Origin of the sequence: Caulobacter sp. BE264 (assembly GCF_031457805.1) — a bacterium.
GTDB lineage: Bacteria > Pseudomonadota > Alphaproteobacteria > Caulobacterales > Caulobacteraceae > Caulobacter.
Genome location: NZ_JAVDXI010000001.1, coordinates 180,520 through 195,820, shown reverse-complemented (window position 1 = coordinate 195,820; position 15,301 = coordinate 180,520). Strand labels below are relative to the sequence as shown.

Annotated in this window: 12 protein-coding genes and 3 pseudogenes; 8 read left to right on the top strand and 7 right to left on the bottom strand. The window is 66.3% G+C overall.

Translation table 11 applies throughout. The features are described from left to right. Window positions 1-176 precede the first annotated feature (176 nt). The 3 genes and pseudogenes from J2X45_RS00870 (at window position 177) to lepB (ending at window position 3,625) form a co-directional block, all read left to right on the top strand. Complete coding sequence (locus tag J2X45_RS00870) at window positions 177-2,489, top strand: TonB-dependent receptor (RefSeq protein WP_310209987.1); 2,313 nt, start codon at window positions 177-179, stop codon at window positions 2,487-2,489. Between the two features lie 85 nt (window positions 2,490-2,574). Further along, window positions 2,575-2,715: pseudogene (locus J2X45_RS20285) on the top strand (hypothetical protein); the annotation flags it as partial. Window positions 2,716-2,863: 148 nt separating this feature from the next. After that, window positions 2,864-3,625 carry a signal peptidase I gene (gene lepB, locus J2X45_RS00860; protein WP_310209984.1) on the top strand — a complete coding sequence of 254 codons (762 nt, stop codon included), beginning with the start codon at window positions 2,864-2,866 and terminating at the stop codon, window positions 3,623-3,625. A 6-nt stretch (window positions 3,626-3,631) separates the two neighbouring features. Here the strand turns inward: lepB and J2X45_RS00855 are convergent, their stop codons facing one another. Beyond that, window positions 3,632-3,967: an EF-hand domain-containing protein gene (locus J2X45_RS00855; protein ID WP_310209982.1), complete on the bottom strand. Its 336-nt coding sequence runs from the start codon at window positions 3,965-3,967 to the stop codon at window positions 3,632-3,634. Window positions 3,968-4,148: 181 nt separating this feature from the next. Between J2X45_RS00855 and J2X45_RS00850 the strand changes: the two are divergent. The 4 genes and pseudogenes from J2X45_RS00850 (at window position 4,149) to J2X45_RS00835 (ending at window position 9,055) form a co-directional block, all read left to right on the top strand. Further along, window positions 4,149-5,507 (top strand): annotated as a pseudogene (locus J2X45_RS00850) (SGNH/GDSL hydrolase family protein). Window positions 5,508-5,510: 3 nt separating this feature from the next. Beyond that, on the top strand, window positions 5,511-6,416 hold the full coding sequence (locus J2X45_RS00845; protein WP_310209979.1) for a polysaccharide deacetylase family protein: 906 nt from the start codon (window positions 5,511-5,513) through the stop codon (window positions 6,414-6,416). 74 nt (window positions 6,417-6,490) lie between these two features. Beyond that, window positions 6,491-8,707: a S9 family peptidase gene (locus J2X45_RS00840; protein ID WP_310209977.1), complete on the top strand. Its 2,217-nt coding sequence runs from the start codon at window positions 6,491-6,493 to the stop codon at window positions 8,705-8,707. A gap of 141 nt (window positions 8,708-8,848) precedes the next feature. Then, complete coding sequence (locus J2X45_RS00835; protein ID WP_310209974.1) at window positions 8,849-9,055, top strand: hypothetical protein; 207 nt, start codon at window positions 8,849-8,851, stop codon at window positions 9,053-9,055. 43 nt (window positions 9,056-9,098) lie between these two features. Here J2X45_RS00835 and J2X45_RS00830 read toward each other — a convergent pair. From J2X45_RS00830 to J2X45_RS00810, 5 genes and pseudogenes are all read right to left on the bottom strand, one after another. After that, window positions 9,099-9,203: pseudogene (locus J2X45_RS00830) on the bottom strand (hypothetical protein); the annotation flags it as partial. A gap of 94 nt (window positions 9,204-9,297) precedes the next feature. After that, complete coding sequence (locus J2X45_RS00825; RefSeq protein ID WP_310209971.1) at window positions 9,298-10,470, bottom strand: GNAT family N-acetyltransferase; 1,173 nt, start codon at window positions 10,468-10,470, stop codon at window positions 9,298-9,300. After that, complete coding sequence (locus tag J2X45_RS00820; RefSeq protein ID WP_310209968.1) at window positions 10,467-11,240, bottom strand: glycerophosphodiester phosphodiesterase; 774 nt, start codon at window positions 11,238-11,240, stop codon at window positions 10,467-10,469. The genes J2X45_RS00825 and J2X45_RS00820 overlap by 4 nt, the downstream gene beginning before the upstream one ends. Continuing rightward, the gene (locus J2X45_RS00815; protein ID WP_310209966.1) at window positions 11,240-11,701 is read right to left on the bottom strand and encodes a RidA family protein; all 462 of its coding nucleotides are present in this window, start codon (window positions 11,699-11,701) and stop codon (window positions 11,240-11,242) included. Before J2X45_RS00815 ends, J2X45_RS00820 begins: the two co-directional genes overlap by 1 nt. 179 nt (window positions 11,702-11,880) lie before the next feature. Beyond that, window positions 11,881-12,315, bottom strand: a complete 435-nt coding sequence (locus J2X45_RS00810; RefSeq protein WP_062095172.1) for a phasin family protein — start codon at window positions 12,313-12,315, stop codon at window positions 11,881-11,883. 294 nt (window positions 12,316-12,609) lie between these two features. Between J2X45_RS00810 and J2X45_RS00805 the strand changes: the two genes are divergently transcribed. Continuing rightward, window positions 12,610-13,917, top strand: a complete 1,308-nt coding sequence (locus J2X45_RS00805) for a D-alanyl-D-alanine carboxypeptidase (protein WP_310209961.1) — start codon at window positions 12,610-12,612, stop codon at window positions 13,915-13,917. A gap of 86 nt (window positions 13,918-14,003) precedes the next feature. On the opposite strand, the gene J2X45_RS00800 is transcribed toward J2X45_RS00805, so the two are convergent. Beyond that, the gene (locus J2X45_RS00800; RefSeq protein WP_310209958.1) at window positions 14,004-15,284 is read right to left on the bottom strand and encodes a PLP-dependent aminotransferase family protein; all 1,281 of its coding nucleotides are present in this window, start codon (window positions 15,282-15,284) and stop codon (window positions 14,004-14,006) included. Between the last annotated feature and the right edge of the window lie 17 nt (window positions 15,285-15,301).

Below are 15,301 nucleotides of genomic sequence, written 5' to 3'. Positions count from 1 at the left end.
GCCCTTCGCGCAATCGTCGCCGCAGCGGCGCGAAGCATCGGCTCGCCCCCAGCTGTCATCGTTCATTCGCGATACCGTCGGAAACCCGACACGGAAGCTTCGCCTTGGCGTCGCCAAGCGCTGCTAGCCGGACCCCCAGCCAGCGCCGCCAGCGCTGGAACAAAGGGGATGCCTTCATGAAGAACCACCTGTTGCTGAGCGCCGCCGCGGGCGCGCTCCTAATCGTCGCCGCCCCGGCTTTCGCCGCCGACACACCCGCCGACACCGCGCCCATCGCGACCAACGCCACGCCGCCCGAGACGTCGGAAGTCGACGCTGTCATCGTCATCGGCCAGGGCCAGAGCCGCCAGGTCCAGACCCTGAACAGCGAAGCCATCGGCCTTCAGGCCGCCGGCACGAGCGCCCTGAAGGCGATCGACAAGCTGCCGGGCGTCACGTTCCAATCCGCCGACGCCTTCGGCGCCTACGAGTGGTCGACCCGCATCTCGATCCGCGGCTTCAACCAGAACCAGCTGGGCTTCACGCTCGACGGCGTGCCGCTGGGCGACATGAGCTACGGCAACCACAACGGCCTGCACATCAGCCGCGCCATCGCGTCTGAAAACATCGGCCGCGTTGAGCTGGCCCAAGGCGCCGGCGCCCTTGGCACGGCCTCGACCTCGAACCTGGGCGGCACGCTGCAGTTTTTCTCGCGCGATCCCTCCGAAGCGATGGGCGGCGAAATCGCGCTGACCGGCGGTTCGGACAACATGCAGCGCCTCTACGGCCGGTTCGAGACCGGCGCCATCGAGCAGATCGGCGGCCTGCGCGCCTACGTTTCCGTCGCCGACCAGAAGAGCGACAAGTGGAAGGGCGGCGGCGAACAGAAGCAGCGCCAGTACGACGCCAAGCTGGTGCTGCCGCTGGCCGACCGCGGCGAGCTGTCGGGCTTCTACCACCGCTCGGAGCGCCGCGAGCAGGACTACCAGGACCTGTCGTTTGACATGATCAAGCGCCTTGGCCGCGACTGGGACAACACCCAGCCCAACTGGGGTCTCGCGGTCGCCGCCGCCCGCGCCTACCAGACCGGAACAACCCTCCCTGCGCCGTTCGCCACCGTCGACGACGCCTACTACGCCGGCGCTGGCGTGCGTGACGACGACCTCTATGGCGCGAAGCTGAACTACGAACTCACTGACCGTGTGACGCTGGACGCCACCGCCTACCAGCACAAGAACAAGGGCCAGGGCCTTTGGTACACGCCCTATCTCGCCAGCCCGGGCTTCGGCACGGCCGGTTCGACGGCCGCCCCGCTGTCGATCCGCACCACCGAGTATGACATCGACCGCGGCGGCCTGACCGCTGGTCTGACCGTCGATATCGGCGCGCACCGCCTGGGCGGTGGTTTCTGGCACGAAGTGAACAACTTCAACCAAGCCCGCCGCTTCTACGCCGAGACGGCCGCTGCGCCGTCGCGCGACCCGCTGGACTTCCAGTCGAACCCGTTCTTCACCCAGTGGCAGTATGCGTTCGAAACCAAGACGACGACGGGCCACGTCGAAGACGAGTGGACGATCAGCGACGCGCTGAAGGTCAACTTCGGCTTCAAGGCGATCAAGGTCGAGAACACCGTCAAGACGGTGGTCGGTAACGCCCTGGCCGGCACGATCGAGAGCAAGGACAACTTCCTGCCGCAAGTCGGCTTCGTCTTCAAAGCCTCGCCCGACTTTGAAGTGTTCGGCGGCTACACCGAGAACATGGGCGCCTATGTCTCGGCGGCCACCTCGGGCCCGTTCGCCTCGCAGAACCAGGCGCGCGTCGACTACATCGCCCAGACGCTTGAGCCGGAAAGCTCCAAGACTTTTGAGCTGGGCGGTCGCTATCGCACCGAGCGCTTCCAGGGCGTGGCGGCGCTGTATCACGTGACCTTCGACAACCGCCTGCTGGCGGTGGCGCAGGGCTCGGCGATCCAAGGCAACGCCCCGGTGCTCTCGAACGTGGGCTCGGTGGAGACCAAGGGCGTGGAACTGGCCGGCACGTACCGTCTGTCGGACGCCTGGAGCCTCTACGGCGCCTATACCTACAACGACTCCAAGTACGAGAACGACGTCGTCGCCCAAGACGGCACGGTCCGCGCCCGCACCAAGGGCAAGACCGTGGTCAACACGCCCAAGAACATCTTCAAGGGCGAGATCGCGTTCGACCAGGCCGGCTTCTTCGCCAAGCTGGGCGTCGCCTATACGGACAAGCGCTACTACACCTACGAGAACATCGGCGGCCAGGCGCCGTCCACGACGGTGGCCGATCTGACCGTGGGTTACCGCTTCGAAGGCGAGGGCTGGACCAAGGGCACGCAGATCCAGCTGAACGTCACCAACGTGACGGACGAGGACTACATCTCGACCATCGGTTCGGGCGGCTTCGTCAACAGCGATCCGACCGGTACGGCCCAGACCGTCCTGACCGCCCCGCCGCGTCAGGTCTACCTGTCGATCAAGAAGTCCTTCTAACCCTTTCTTTTCCCCTCGACCTTGGGCCGGACGCGCGTGGTCCGGCCCTTTCTTTTTAGCTGTTTGGCGTTGAGTGTTGATGAGGTCTTGGCGGCCGCCCTCGCCCGGAGTTTATCCTCGGGCCGACCTTTGGTCGGTCCCGGGGGACAGGCTCAGGGTGAGGACGACTGCTGACCTCGGCTCGCACAAAATCCTCATCCTGAGCTTGTCGAAGGACGAGGATTTCCATCCGCGTCAGCGCCCTCTTTTTCAGCGTGAACCTGGCCCGTTCTTGCGGTTCGCGAGCAACGCGGACGCTTGTCCGGACACGAAACCAGACCGTCCCGACACGGTCTTGCTGGCGAATGCCCGGCCGTTGCGGCTCAGCTCAGCGCATGACCAACATCGTCCCCCCCTCCGCGCCGACCACGCTCCGCCGGGAAATCCTCGAAATACTCCGCATCGTGGGAGCCGGCCTCGCCATCGCCCTGGCCCTGCGCGTCGTGGTCTTTCAGCCCTTCACCATCCCTTCCTCCTCGATGGAGCCGGGACTGGTGACGGGCGACTACATCATCGTCTCCAAGTTCGCCTACGGCTGGAGCCGGGCGTCCGTTCCGCTCCATCCGCCGCTTCCCGCTGGCCGGCTGCTGGGCAAGGGTCCCAAGCGCGGCGACGTCGTCGTGTTTCGACTTCCCCGCGATCCCAGCCAGGTCTGGATCAAGCGGGTGATCGGCCTGCCGGGCGACCGGGTCCGCGTCTCCGGCGGGCGGGTGTTTATCAATGAGGTTCCGCTGCCCCAGACGCCTCTGGGCGTGACACAGGATCATGACGCCCCTGAGCGCACCGTGCTGCAGGTCGGCGAGCGGCAGGCCGACGGCCGCCACTATGTGACCTATGACGGCGGCGCGGGTCAGCCGGGCGACGACACCGAGACCTATGTCGTGCCAGCCGGTCAGTACTTCATGATGGGCGACAATCGCGACAATTCGCTCGACAGCCGCTGGCCGGGCGAAGTCGGCGTGGGCTTCCTGCCGGCCGACAACATCCTGGGCAAGGCCGGATTTGTGTTGGCGTCATGGAAGCCCGGCGCGGCGCTCTACAAGCCCTGGACGTGGCTCAATCTTCAGTGGGACCGGTTCGCCCGGCCGATCCGCTGACCCGCCTCAGCGCGCGCGGAACTCCTCGACGCTCAGAACGCCATCGTGATTGACGTCCAGACGTTCGAAGGCCGCATCCGAGGTCGCCGTGCGCGCCAGCGACGGCGCGGCGACCGCGCCCACCGCCAGGCCCGCGACGGCCGCCGCCAAAGCGTGCCACGCCAGACTGCGGCGGCGCGGCGCGGACTTCGGCGCCGCGAGGTCTTGCTCAATGAAGCCGCGAAGCGCCTCGCTGGCGGTCCGGCGCGAACGCTGGCAACGGGCCATGAAGGCGGCCTTGGTCTCCGGCGACAGGCGGATTTCCAGGGTTTCGGTCTTCTTGGACGGCTTGCCGGCGGGCATGGCGGGACTCCAGACGTGTCCGCCCACTTTAAGCCCCGGATCGCCCGATACGCAAAAAGAAAGCCCGGCCATGGAGACCGGGCTGAAAAGTCATAGGGAGGAAACGCCCAGGAAGGGCAGAGGCGCTCGGCGCCTCACACGCAACTGATAGCGCTAACATCCTCCCAGTTGCAAGCGATTCTTGAGAAATGCGACCAGCGGCCGCAGTCGCTCGTCGCCTCAGCCCCCTCGGATCGGCGCTTTACGGGCCAGAACGGACGACTTACGAATGTTACCGCTACCGACGAAGGATGCCTCGGGGCGGGAGAAGACGGTCATGAAGATGTTCAAGCGATCAGCCTGGGTCGCCGCTGGCCTCGCCTTGGCGCTGGCCCTGCCCGCGCAGGCCGAAAGCCAACGCTGGGTCGGCGCCTGGTCCAGCGCGCAACTGGCGCCCGACGCCAAGAACAGCCTCGCGCCTGAGGACTATCCCAACGCCACCCTGCGGCAGGTCGTGCGCGTGTCGATCGGCGGCGACACGCTGCGGGTCAAGCTTTCCAACCTCTTTGGAACCCAGCCGCTGACCATCGACGCCGCGCGCATCGCGGTGTCGGCGGCGCCGGCCACCGCCCGCATCGACCCTGCGACCGACCGCCCGCTCACTTTCTCGGCGAGCGCCCGCGTGATCATCCCCGCCGGCGGCGAGACCTGGTCGGATCCGGTCAAGCTGAAGGTGGAGGCCCTGGCTCACCTCGCCATCAGCCTGCACTACCCCGCCGCCCCCACTGTCCAGACGGGGCATCCGGGCTCACGAGCGACGTCCTATGTCCTAACCGGCGATCATACTGCGGCGACCGACCTCCCCGGCGCCAAGACCGCTGACCGCTGGTTCCAGATCGCCGGCGTCGATGTCGGCTCCGAGAAGGCCTCCGCCATCGTCGCGTTCGGCGACAGCATCACCGACGGCTACGGCGTTCAGCCGAACACCAACCTGCGCTGGACGGACGGGCTGATCGAACGCCTCAAGGGCAGGAACATCGCCGTCCTCAACCTCGGCATCGGCGGCAATCGCGTGCTTGCTGACGGCCTGGGCCCCAGCGGCGTGTCGCGCTTTGATCGGGACGTCCTCTCGCAGTCGGGTGTCACCCACTTCGTCATCCTGGAGGGCGTCAACGATCTGGGCGTGCTGAACCGAGATCAAAGCCAGGACGCCGCCGCCAACGCCCGCATGGCGCAGGACCTGATCAACGCCTACGCCGGCATGGTCGCCAAGGCTCGCGCCAAGGGGATCAAGGCCATCGGCGCGACGATCCTCCCCTACTCAGGATCGGCCTACTACCACCCGCCGGCCGAGGCCGAGGCTGCGCGTCAGACGATCAACGCCTGGATCCGCGCGCCCGGCAATTTCGACGCGGTGATCGACTGGGACGCCGTGCTGCGCGACCCTGCGCGCCCGACCTATCTGCTTGCGGCCTATGACAATGACGGGCTCCATCCCAACATGGCCGGCTACAAGGCGATGGCCGAGGCCATTCCGCTGAGCCTGTTCGAAAGCCGCTAACCCATGCGCATCGTGATCTCCGCCGTCCTGGCCCTGACGCTGGGGGGCGCAGCACAAGCGGCGGACAAGCCGGTCATCGCCGTCACGTGGGACGACCTTCCCGCCCACAGCGCCCTGCCGCCGGGCGTCACCCGCGTGCAAGTCGCCGCCGATCTTCTGAAAGCCTCGGCGGAAGCCAAGGCGCCAGCCTTCGGCTTCATCAACGCGGTGCAGAACGAACGCGAGCCCGACTCCGCGCCAGTCCTCAAGATGTGGCGCGACGCGGGCCAGCCGCTGGGCAACCATACCTGGTCGCACCAGAACCTCGCCAGCCTGACGCCCGAGGCGTTCATCGCCGAGATCGAACGTAACGAGCCGGCGTTGAAAGCCCTGATGGGCGAGGAAGACTGGCGCTGGCTGCGCTATCCCTTCCTGTCCGAAGGCGACACGGCGGAAAAGCGATTGGCCGTCCGGTCCTGGCTGGCCGCCAATCACTACAAGATCGCCAGCGTCACCTTGGGCTTTGGCGACTACGCCTATAACGAGCCCTACGCCCGCTGCGTGGCCAAGGGCGACCAGGCCGCGATCGCCGAACTTGAGCGACGTTTTCTAGACGGCGCAGCCGCTGACGCTGACCGTGCGCGGGCCATGAGCCAGGCGCTCTACGGTCAGGACATACCCTATGTGCTGCTGATGCATGGCGGAGCCTTCGACGCGCGCATGGCCCGTCGCCTGTTCAAGCTCTACCAGGACAAGGGCTTTGAATTCACGCCCCTGACAGAAGCCCAGAAGCACCCGTTCTACCGGACGGACACCGACCCTGGCCTGCCACCCGAACCGACCACGCTGGACGCCGCTTTGCGCGCCAAGGGCCTGCCGGTTCCGGCCAATCCTGTGGATCTCTCGCCGCTCGACGCGATGTGCCGCTGAGCGCGACCTGCGTTGCAAGTCGGAAACAACTTCATAGCTGACAAGCACGGCGCGCCCGCTTAGCGTCCCGCGCCATGAAAAAGCCCTGTTTGACCGCGCTCGCGGCCGTTCTCGCCCTCTCCACGCCCGCCTTCGCGGAGAAGCTGACCCCGGAACGCATCTTCGCCGATCCCAGCCTCAGCGGGCCAACGGCGAAGGGCGTCGCGCTGTCGCCCGACGGCAAGCGCGTCACCTATCTGAAGAGCAAGCCCGAGGCCGCGAACATCCAGGACCTCTGGGCGGCCGACGTGAAGGGCGGCGAGCCCTATCGCCTGATCGACAGCGCCGCGCTGTCTTCCGGCGACAAGGAACTCTCGGAAGCCGAAAAGGCCCGCCGCGAACGCGCCCGCGTCTCGGCCCGCGGCATTGTCGAGTACAGCTGGGACCGCCAGGGTCGCTTCATCCTGGTGCCCCTGGACGGCGACCTCTATCTGGACACCGTCGCCGATGGAAAGATCACCCGCCTGACGCAGACGCCTGGCGACGAGGTCGACGCCAAGGTTTCGCCCAAGGGCGGCTACGTCTCGTACGTCCGCGACCAGAACCTTTATATCAAGCCGGTCGCCGGCGGCGCAGAGACGGCGCTGACCACCGAGGGCAAGGACGCCCTGTCGTTCGGCGTGGCCGAATTCATCGTCCAGGAGGAGCTCGACCGTTTCACCGGCTACTGGTGGAGCCCGGACGAAAGCCGCATCGTCTACACCCGCGTCGACGAGAGCGGCGTCGACATCGTGCCGCGCGCCGACATCGGTCCGGGCGGGGCCACCGTCGTCAACCAGCGCTATCCGCGCGCGGGTCGCCCGAACGCCGTCGTTGATCTGTTCGTCCGCGACCTCGCTTCGGGCAAGATCACGGCGCTCGACCTCGGCGCCAACAAGGACATCTATGTCGCGCGCGTCGCCTGGTCGGCCGACGGCAAGACGGTCTATGTCCAACGCCTGTCGCGCGACCAGAAGACGCTGGACCTGCTGGCCTTCGACGCGGCCACGGGCGCGGGCAAGACGATCCTCACCGATACCGATCCGCACTTCATTGAAGTCAGCAACGACTTCCGCCCCCTCCAGGACGGCACCTTCCTTTGGGGCTCGGAGAAGGACGGCAACCAGCATCTCTATCGCTACGCCGCCGACGGCAAGCTGATCGCCCAGGTCACCAAGGGCGACTGGCCGGTGATCGGCCTGGAAGGCGTGGACGAGGCGCGCAAGGTCGCGATCTTCTCGGCCTCGATCGATACGCCGATCGAGCGTCGTCTCTACGAGGTGAGCTACGCCAAGCCCGGCAAGCCCAAGGCCCTGACCTCAGCCGGCGGCTGGTGGGCCGCGAAAGTGGCCGACAACGGCGGCGCCTTCACCGGCACCTACAGCGACCCGAAGACCCCGCCGCAGACCGCGCTCTACTCGGCCGACGGCAAACGCGTGCGCTGGATCGAGGAGAACAAGCTGGCCGAGGGTCACCCCTACTGGCCCTACGCCGCCAGCCTGCCGCAGCCGGAGTTCGGCTCGCTGAAGGCGGCGGACGGCGAAACGCTGCACTACGAGATTCTCAAGCCGATCGGCTTTGACCCAGCCAAGAAGTACCCGGCGATCGTCTCGGTCTATGGCGGGCCGCACGCCCAGCGCGTCATGAAGAGCTGGCACAGCCCCTCGGAGCGCACCTATCTCGAGGCCGGCTATGTGATCTTCAAGCTGGACAACCGCGGCAGCGGCAACCGCTCGGCCAAGTTCATGCGCGCCTTGGACCGCAAGCTTGGCACCGTCGAGGTCGATGACCAGCTGCTGGGCGCCAAGTTCCTGGCCAGCCAGCCCTATGTCGACGCCGACAAGCTGGGCGTCATGGGCTGGTCCTACGGCGGCTTCATGACCCTGATGCTGCTGACCGCCGAGAACACCCCGTTCAAGGCCGGCGCTGCGGGCGCTCCGCCGACCGAATGGAGCCTGTACGATACGGCCTATACCGAGCGCTACATGGGCAAGCCTGACGAGAACAAGGCCGGCTACGCCTATTCGGACATCAACAACCGGCTCGACAAACTGGCGCCGGGCAGCCTGCTGCTGCTGCACGGCATGGCCGACGACAACGTCATTTTCGAGAACAGCACGCGCCTGATGGCGGCGCTGCAGCGCAAGGCGATCCTGTTCGAGATGGCCATGTATCCCGGCGAGCGTCACAGCGCCCCGGGCAGCAAGACCAAGGGCCTCAGCGTCCTGAAGACCCACCTGGACTTCTTTGATCGCAAGCTGAAGGGCCAGTAGACCCCAGACTGACCCGCGCGACTCTCAGGGCGCGGGTCTCCTTCCCTGCGACATCGCGCCCTCACGGCTCGACCTTATGTCGCAGGGCAAGGCTCCGGCGCGGGGCGTATGGTTAAGGGCGCTTACGCAGGGAACCGCGCCATGACCAAGTCTCCCGACGCCGCCGTTGAATGGCTGCTCGACACCGTCAAAGAAGCGATCGAGGACGGCCGCGCTACGGTCGAAGACCTCGAAGAGTGGCTGCTGGCGGCCATCCTGCTGGAAGAGATGACCTTGGACGAGGAGCAGGATCGCCAAGAATCTCGCGCGTTCGACACCTGGCTGAGCGGATCCACGACGCTTCACTAGGATCGAATTCACTTGGGATATGGACGCGTCGTGGCGGTCGCCCTCGCCCTCGTCCTTCGACAAGCCCAGGGTGAGGACGACTGTTAGCTGAAGCTTGCACAAAATCCTCATCCTGAGCTTGTCGAAGGACGAGGATTTCCCTCCGCATGGGCGCCCTCTCGCAACGCAAGGACAGCCTTGGTTGATCGAGCCAAGCGTTCGCAAATCACGCTCCCGCGCATGATGCGCCGCGTCTCTGCGCTTTAACGCTCCTCGCGGAAGGGCGAGTATTCCTCCGCCAGCATTTCCATATCGCTCTCCACCGCCGCGCGTTCACGTTCCAGATAGCGCGCCACAGGCTCACGCAGCATCGGATCGGCGATCCAGTGCGCGGAATAGACAGGGCTTGGCAGATAGCCCCGAGCGATCTTGTGCTGCCCTTGCGCGCCGGCCTCGACGCGCGGCAGGCCAAGGCGGATCGCATGCTCGATCGCCTGGTAGTAGCAAAGCTCGAAATGCAGGAACGGCACGTCCTCGACACAGCCCCAGTGACGGCCGTACAGGCAGTCACGCCCGATGAGGTTCAGCGCCCCCGCAATCCAGGGACCGCCCGGTCGGCGCGCCAGGATCAGCAGCACCTTGTCGGCCATGCGCTGACCCAGCAACGTAAAGAACGGCCGGTTCAGGTAGGGCCGCCCCCACTTGCGCCCGCCGGTGTCCATGTAGAAGGCGAAGAACGCGTCCCAGTGCTCCTCGGTCAGTTCCGCCCCCGTCAGCGCAACGATCTCCAGCCCGTCCTGGGCGTCACGCCGCTCGCGGCGGATGGTCTTGCGCCGATTGGCCGATAGCGCGGCCAAGAAGTCGTCGAAGTCGCCGTAGCCCCGGTTCTCCCAGTGATACTGCTGGTCCTGGCGTAGCAGCATTCCCCGCTCGCCCATCCAGCGCCACTGATCCTCGACCGGGAAAGTGACGTGCAGCGACGAGGCGTCCATGCGTTCACACAGGGTCAACGCGCCGCCCAGCAGCGCCGAGCGTCCATCATCGGTGTCGATGTCCGGCCGAACGATCAGCCGCGAGCCGGTCACCGGCGAGAACGGCGACGAGCACTGGAGCTTGGGATAATAGCGCCCGCCCGCCCGCTCATAGGCGTCGGCCCAGGAATGATCGAAGACGTACTCGCCCTGGCTATGAGATTTCAGGTACAGCGGCATGACGCCGGCGACCTGATCGGCCTCATCCAGCACCGAAAGATGCTGCGGCGCCCAGCCGGTGCGCGCGGCGACGCAGCCGGCCTCCTCCAGGATCGACAGAAAATCGTAGGAGACAAACGGGTCACCGGTGGGCGCGGCGCAAGCGTCCCAGGCGTCCCGGCCGATCTCGCTGATCGTCCGATGGACGCGAACCGACGCCTGAACCCCCACGGGACACGATGTCACGCGTGGAAGCCCTCGAAGATCAGGTTATCGCAGTGGTCCTTCACCGCGTCCCACTGAGCAGGCGTTCGCACCGTCCAGGCGATCACGGGCATGCCCTTGGCGCGATAGAGGTCGGCCTTTGGACTGGGCAGCATGTCCAGACCCAAGGCGAGAAAGTCGGGCCGCGCGATCTCGACATGCTCAAGGGCGGCCATCGCCTTGCGGATCTCCGGCGCGACGTGGCGCGCGCCTTCGTCGTTCCAGCTGTAGCTGTCCAGGCCCCGCAGGATTTGCGGATGGTGGTCAGCGAACCACGCGTGCGAATAGGGATTGAACCCGATGATGGCGGTCGGCCCATTGTGGTCGATCAGGATTTCGGACACCCGCTTTTCCAGCGCGCCAACTTCGCCAAACGGTGTCTTGAGTTCGATATGGACCATGGCGCGATGGCCAATCACGGTCAGGGCCTCGGCCAGGGTCGGGATCGTCTCGTCCGTCCCCCTGAGGGCGAGCGCGCCAAGCTCGGCCGCAGTATGGTCGCGTACGCGTCCTTCGACGCCGGTCATCCGCTCCAGTCGCTCATCATGGAAAACAACGGCGTCGCCATCCGCCGTCAGTTGGACGTCCAACTCGATCCCGTAGTCGTGCGCGCAGGCGGCCTGGAAGGCGCCCAGCGAGTTCTCCGGCGCGCCATCGCGGGTCCAAAGGCCGCGATGCGCGATCGGACGCTCAAACAGCGCGTCCCACGCCGCTCCGAAGGTCTCGATCGGAGGACGTCCGCGCCGGGGCATCAGGCGATCTCCACCACAGCGTCGACCTCAACCGCGAAGCCGAGAGGCAGCTTGTAGACGCCCACCGCCGAGCGTGCGTGACGGCCCTTGTCGCCCAGAGCCTCGACCATCAGGTCAGAGCAGCCGTTGATGACCTTGGGGATATCGATGAAATCAGGACCGGCCTGGACAAAGCCGCCCAGCTTGACCACCCGGACGACGCGCTCGAGGTCGCCGTCGCAGGCGGCCTTCATCTGGGCCAACAGATTGATCCCGCACAGTCGCGCCGCCTTCTGGGCCGTCTCCAGATCGACGTCGACGCCGACCGTCCCCTTGATGCCGCCGTCGGCGGCGATCGAGATCTGGCCCGAGATGTGGACCAGGTTTCCGGAACGCACGAACGGCACATAGTTGGCCACCGGCGCCACCGGCTGCGGCAGCTCCACGCCCATGGCCTTCAGGCGTTCCTCGACGGTCGACATGCACGCGCTCCACTCAGGTTTTGGGAGGCATGCTTAACGCGGCGATCGTCGGCGCAAAAGAGCTAAGGCGCGAAGGGTCTCGCAGCATGGGCGCGCCCAAGAAAAAAGGCCCGGATCTTGCGATCCGAGCCTTCTTCTTCAACGCAGGAAGGTGTCGGGGGACGCCTTCCAAACAGGCCTTAACGGGCGGCCTGGAACTTCTCGACCGCGGCGCTGACGCGTTCGTTCAGCGGCTTCACCGAGTCCTTGATCGAAGCCGAAACGATCTCCGAGGCCTTGCTGACCTGGGCGATGTAGGCTTCCAGGGCCGACTTGGCCCAGGCAGTTTGCAGTTCGACGGCTTCCTGGACGCTCTTGGCGGCGGCCAGCGACTTGGCGGCGGCGACTTGGTCTTCGGCGGCCTTCTTCGAGTAGGCGAAGGTCTGGGCGCCCAGGGCTTCCGCGCCCTTGGTGGCTGCGGTCACCGAGGCGACCACGGCTTCCAGGTTCTTCTTCGAATGGGTGTTGGCTTCGGCCAGCGCGGCCAGCGACTTCTCGACGCCGTCCTTGAACGCTTGGTTCGAGGCGGTGGTGAACTGCTCGACGGTGGTCTTCATGGTTTCGGCGGCGGCCATGGGAGTCTCCTGGGGAGGAAAGGAGGCGGGGCGGAAGGTCGAGCTGCAACTCGCCCCTCTGCGCTTGGAACAACGCTGGTTTGCCATGCTGCAGTGCAGCAGTCAACAATTTTGTGCAGCGCACCATAACCTAGGGTCAAGCTGTCGCTGGAATATGTGCGCCGCATTTTTAGGCCGCTGCGGCAAGATCGCTCACCAGTTGTTTACTTTGGCGAAACACCGCATCCATCATGGTAGGCTCTACGCGTGTGGCGGTGCGGAACCGCTTCCAGTTCAAATGACGGACGTCGCTTCATGTTCGCCAGGCTTACCTCCGCCCGCTCCCTGATCGCCGTCGCCGGTCTGGCCTTGACGTGCCTCGCCGGCGCGCTGGCGCCCACGACCGCCTCGGCCGCGGTCCCCTATCTGCAGTTGAACGCGTCGGAGCCCAAGTACGCGGCCATCGTCATCGACGCCAATTCGGGCGAAGTGCTCTACGACAAGCGCGGCGACAGCCCGCGCTATCCGGCGTCGGTCACCAAGGTCATGACGCTGTACCTCACCTTCGAGGCCCTGAGTGAAGGTCGCCTGAAGCTGACCGACCGGATCACCATGTCGCCCCGAGCAGCGGCCCAGGCGCCGACCAAGATCGGCCTGCCCGCCGGCGACAGCATGACCGTGGACGAAGCCATCAAGGCCATGACGGTCAAGTCGGCGAACGACGTCGCCACCGCCGTCGCCGAACGCCTGGCCGGCAGCGAGTCGCGCTTCGCCGCGCTGATGACCCTGCGCGGCCAGGAGTTGGGGATGCGCAACACGCGCTTCGTCAACGCGTCCGGCCTGCCTGACAGCCGCCAGATCTCGACCGCCCGCGACCTGGCCATTCTGTCGCGCGCCACGATGCGCGACTTCCCGCAGTACTACAGCTACTTCTCGGTGAAGGGCTTCTACTTCCGGGGCAACTACATCAAGGGCCACAACCGCCTGCTGGACAGCATGGAAGGGTTCGACGGCCTCAAGACCGGCTACACCAACGCCTCGGGCTTCAACCTCGCCGGCTCGGCTGTGCGCGACGGCCGCCGCCTGATCGCGGTGGTCCTTGGCGGCCCCTCGACCGCCTGGCGCGACAACAACATGGAAGACCTGCTGCTGACGGGCTTCGACGTGATCAAGCGCCGCTCGCGCGGCGAGCGCACCACGATCGCCGCCAACATCTATGAGGACGAGCCGTCGGGTCCGATCGAGCGTCCGTCGGCAGAGCAAGGCGACGGCGACCAGGCCGGCCTCCGCATCGTCCTGACCGAGACCCCCCGTTCCGCGCCCGTGAAGGTCTCCCCCACCTTGCGCGGCGCCCAGGCGGCGGCTCCGGCTAAGGCCGTCAAGAAGCCCAAGGGCGAATGGGGCGTGCAGGTCGGCGCCTTCCGCTCCAAGTCGCTCGCCAACGAACAGCTCAAGCTCGTCCGTGGGCGGATCAGCAAGATCGTCAGCGACGCCGAGGGCGCCGTGGAAGGCGCTGGCGGCATGTTCCGGGCGCAGTTCCAGGGCATGACCAGCGAGGCCGCCCGCGAGGCCTGCTCGGCCCTGAAAGCCAAGCGCATGCCTTGCATCGTGCTGAAGCCTTAACCCGACCCTGATCGGGCTTCCGAAACCAAAGAAGGGCGCTGAGCGGTCAAGCTCAGCGCCCTTTTCTTAGGCTCGTCAAACCAGCCTCAGTCGCCCGCGATCACCTTGCCGATCAGCCGCGCCAGGCGCTGGACGCCCTCCTCGATCTGCTCGTCTGTCGGCAACGAGTAGCTGAGGCGGATGGCGTTGGGGGTCTGCTTCTCGGCGAAGAACGGCGCGCCGGGCACAAAGGCGACGCGTTCTTCCGCGATGGCCCGCGCCAAAAGAGCCGCGCCGTCGATCCCCTCGGGCAGATCGATCCAGACGAACATGCCGCCTTCCGGGTGCGACCAAGTCACGCCCTTGGGCATGGTGCGCTCCAGCGCCGCCAGCATCACCCGGGCCTTGGCGCCATAGGCGCCGCGCAGGTGGTGCAGGTGTTGATCGTAGCCCTCGGACACCGCACGGTGGGCGACCATCTGGTTGATGGTCGAGACGTGCAGGTCCGCGCCCTGCTTGAGCAGCACCAGCTTCTCTATCACGGGCTTGGGCCCGCAGACCCAGCCGATCCGCAGGGCCGGCGACAGGGTCTTGGACAGGGTGCCCAGGAACAGCGTCCGCGCGTTGTCGATCCCGCCCGAGCGAGCAATGTCCAGCGCCAGAACCGTCGGCGTCGCCTCGCCGGCGAAGCGAAGCTCGCGATAGGCCGCGTCTTCGACCAGCGTCATATCCAACTTGTCCGCCAGGACCAGCAGCGCCTCGCGCTCTGCGAGGGTGAGGCTGACGCCGGTGGGATTGGCGAAGTCGGGCACGAAGTAGCCCAGAGGCTGCGGCGCACGGTCCGCCATCAGGGCAACCTCGTCGACGCCCTGGCTCAGCGCGGTTTCCGGCAGGTCCAGATAGGCGGGCTCATAGCCGTTGAAGGCCTGTAGCGCGCCCAGATAGGTCGGACGGGCGACCATCACCGTATCGCCCTTGGTCAGGAACAGCTTGCCAATCAGGTCCAGCGCCTGCTGCGAGCCGGCCGTGAGCATGATGTTATCCGGACCGCAGGGCATGCCGTCGCGGGTCATGCGCTCGGCGATCCACTGGCGCAGCGGCAGGTAGCCCTCGCTCACCGAGTACTGCAACGCTTGGCGCGACAGCACGGGATCCGCCAAAACGGCGTCATAGCCTCTCTGGATCTCCTGCGCCGGGAACAGTCCCGGATCCGGAATGCCGCCGGCGAACGACAGGATATCGGGCTGGTCAAGCAGCTTGAGAAGTTCGCGGATCTCGCTGGCGCGGACGCGGCTCATGCGCTCGCTGAAGCGGCCGGCCCAGTCTTGGGCGCGCTCCGGGGTCTGGGTCGTCATGGGAGTGATCAAAGTCCGAACTGAAGATGACATCGGGAGCCATGGGTCAT

What these genes read in the sequence shown, in the direction of transcription:
- J2X45_RS00800 (WP_310209958.1), bottom strand. Translation starts at nt 15,284, where the DNA reads ATGTCATCTTCAGTTCGGACTTTGATCACTCCCATGACGACCCAGACC.
- J2X45_RS00805 (WP_310209961.1), top strand. Translation starts at nt 12,610, where the DNA reads ATGTTCGCCAGGCTTACCTCCGCCCGCTCCCTGATCGCCGTCGCCGGT.
- J2X45_RS00810 (WP_062095172.1), bottom strand. Translation starts at nt 12,315, where the DNA reads ATGGCCGCCGCCGAAACCATGAAGACCACCGTCGAGCAGTTCACCACC.
- J2X45_RS00870 (WP_310209987.1), top strand. Translation starts at nt 177, where the DNA reads ATGAAGAACCACCTGTTGCTGAGCGCCGCCGCGGGCGCGCTCCTAATC.
- lepB (WP_310209984.1), top strand. Translation starts at nt 2,864, where the DNA reads ATGACCAACATCGTCCCCCCCTCCGCGCCGACCACGCTCCGCCGGGAA.
- J2X45_RS00845 (WP_310209979.1), top strand. Translation starts at nt 5,511, where the DNA reads ATGCGCATCGTGATCTCCGCCGTCCTGGCCCTGACGCTGGGGGGCGCA.
- J2X45_RS00835 (WP_310209974.1), top strand. Translation starts at nt 8,849, where the DNA reads ATGACCAAGTCTCCCGACGCCGCCGTTGAATGGCTGCTCGACACCGTC.
- J2X45_RS00855 (WP_310209982.1), bottom strand. Translation starts at nt 3,967, where the DNA reads ATGCCCGCCGGCAAGCCGTCCAAGAAGACCGAAACCCTGGAAATCCGC.
- J2X45_RS00820 (WP_310209968.1), bottom strand. Translation starts at nt 11,240, where the DNA reads ATGCCCCGGCGCGGACGTCCTCCGATCGAGACCTTCGGAGCGGCGTGG.
- J2X45_RS00840 (WP_310209977.1), top strand. Translation starts at nt 6,491, where the DNA reads ATGAAAAAGCCCTGTTTGACCGCGCTCGCGGCCGTTCTCGCCCTCTCC.
- J2X45_RS00815 (WP_310209966.1), bottom strand. Translation starts at nt 11,701, where the DNA reads ATGTCGACCGTCGAGGAACGCCTGAAGGCCATGGGCGTGGAGCTGCCG.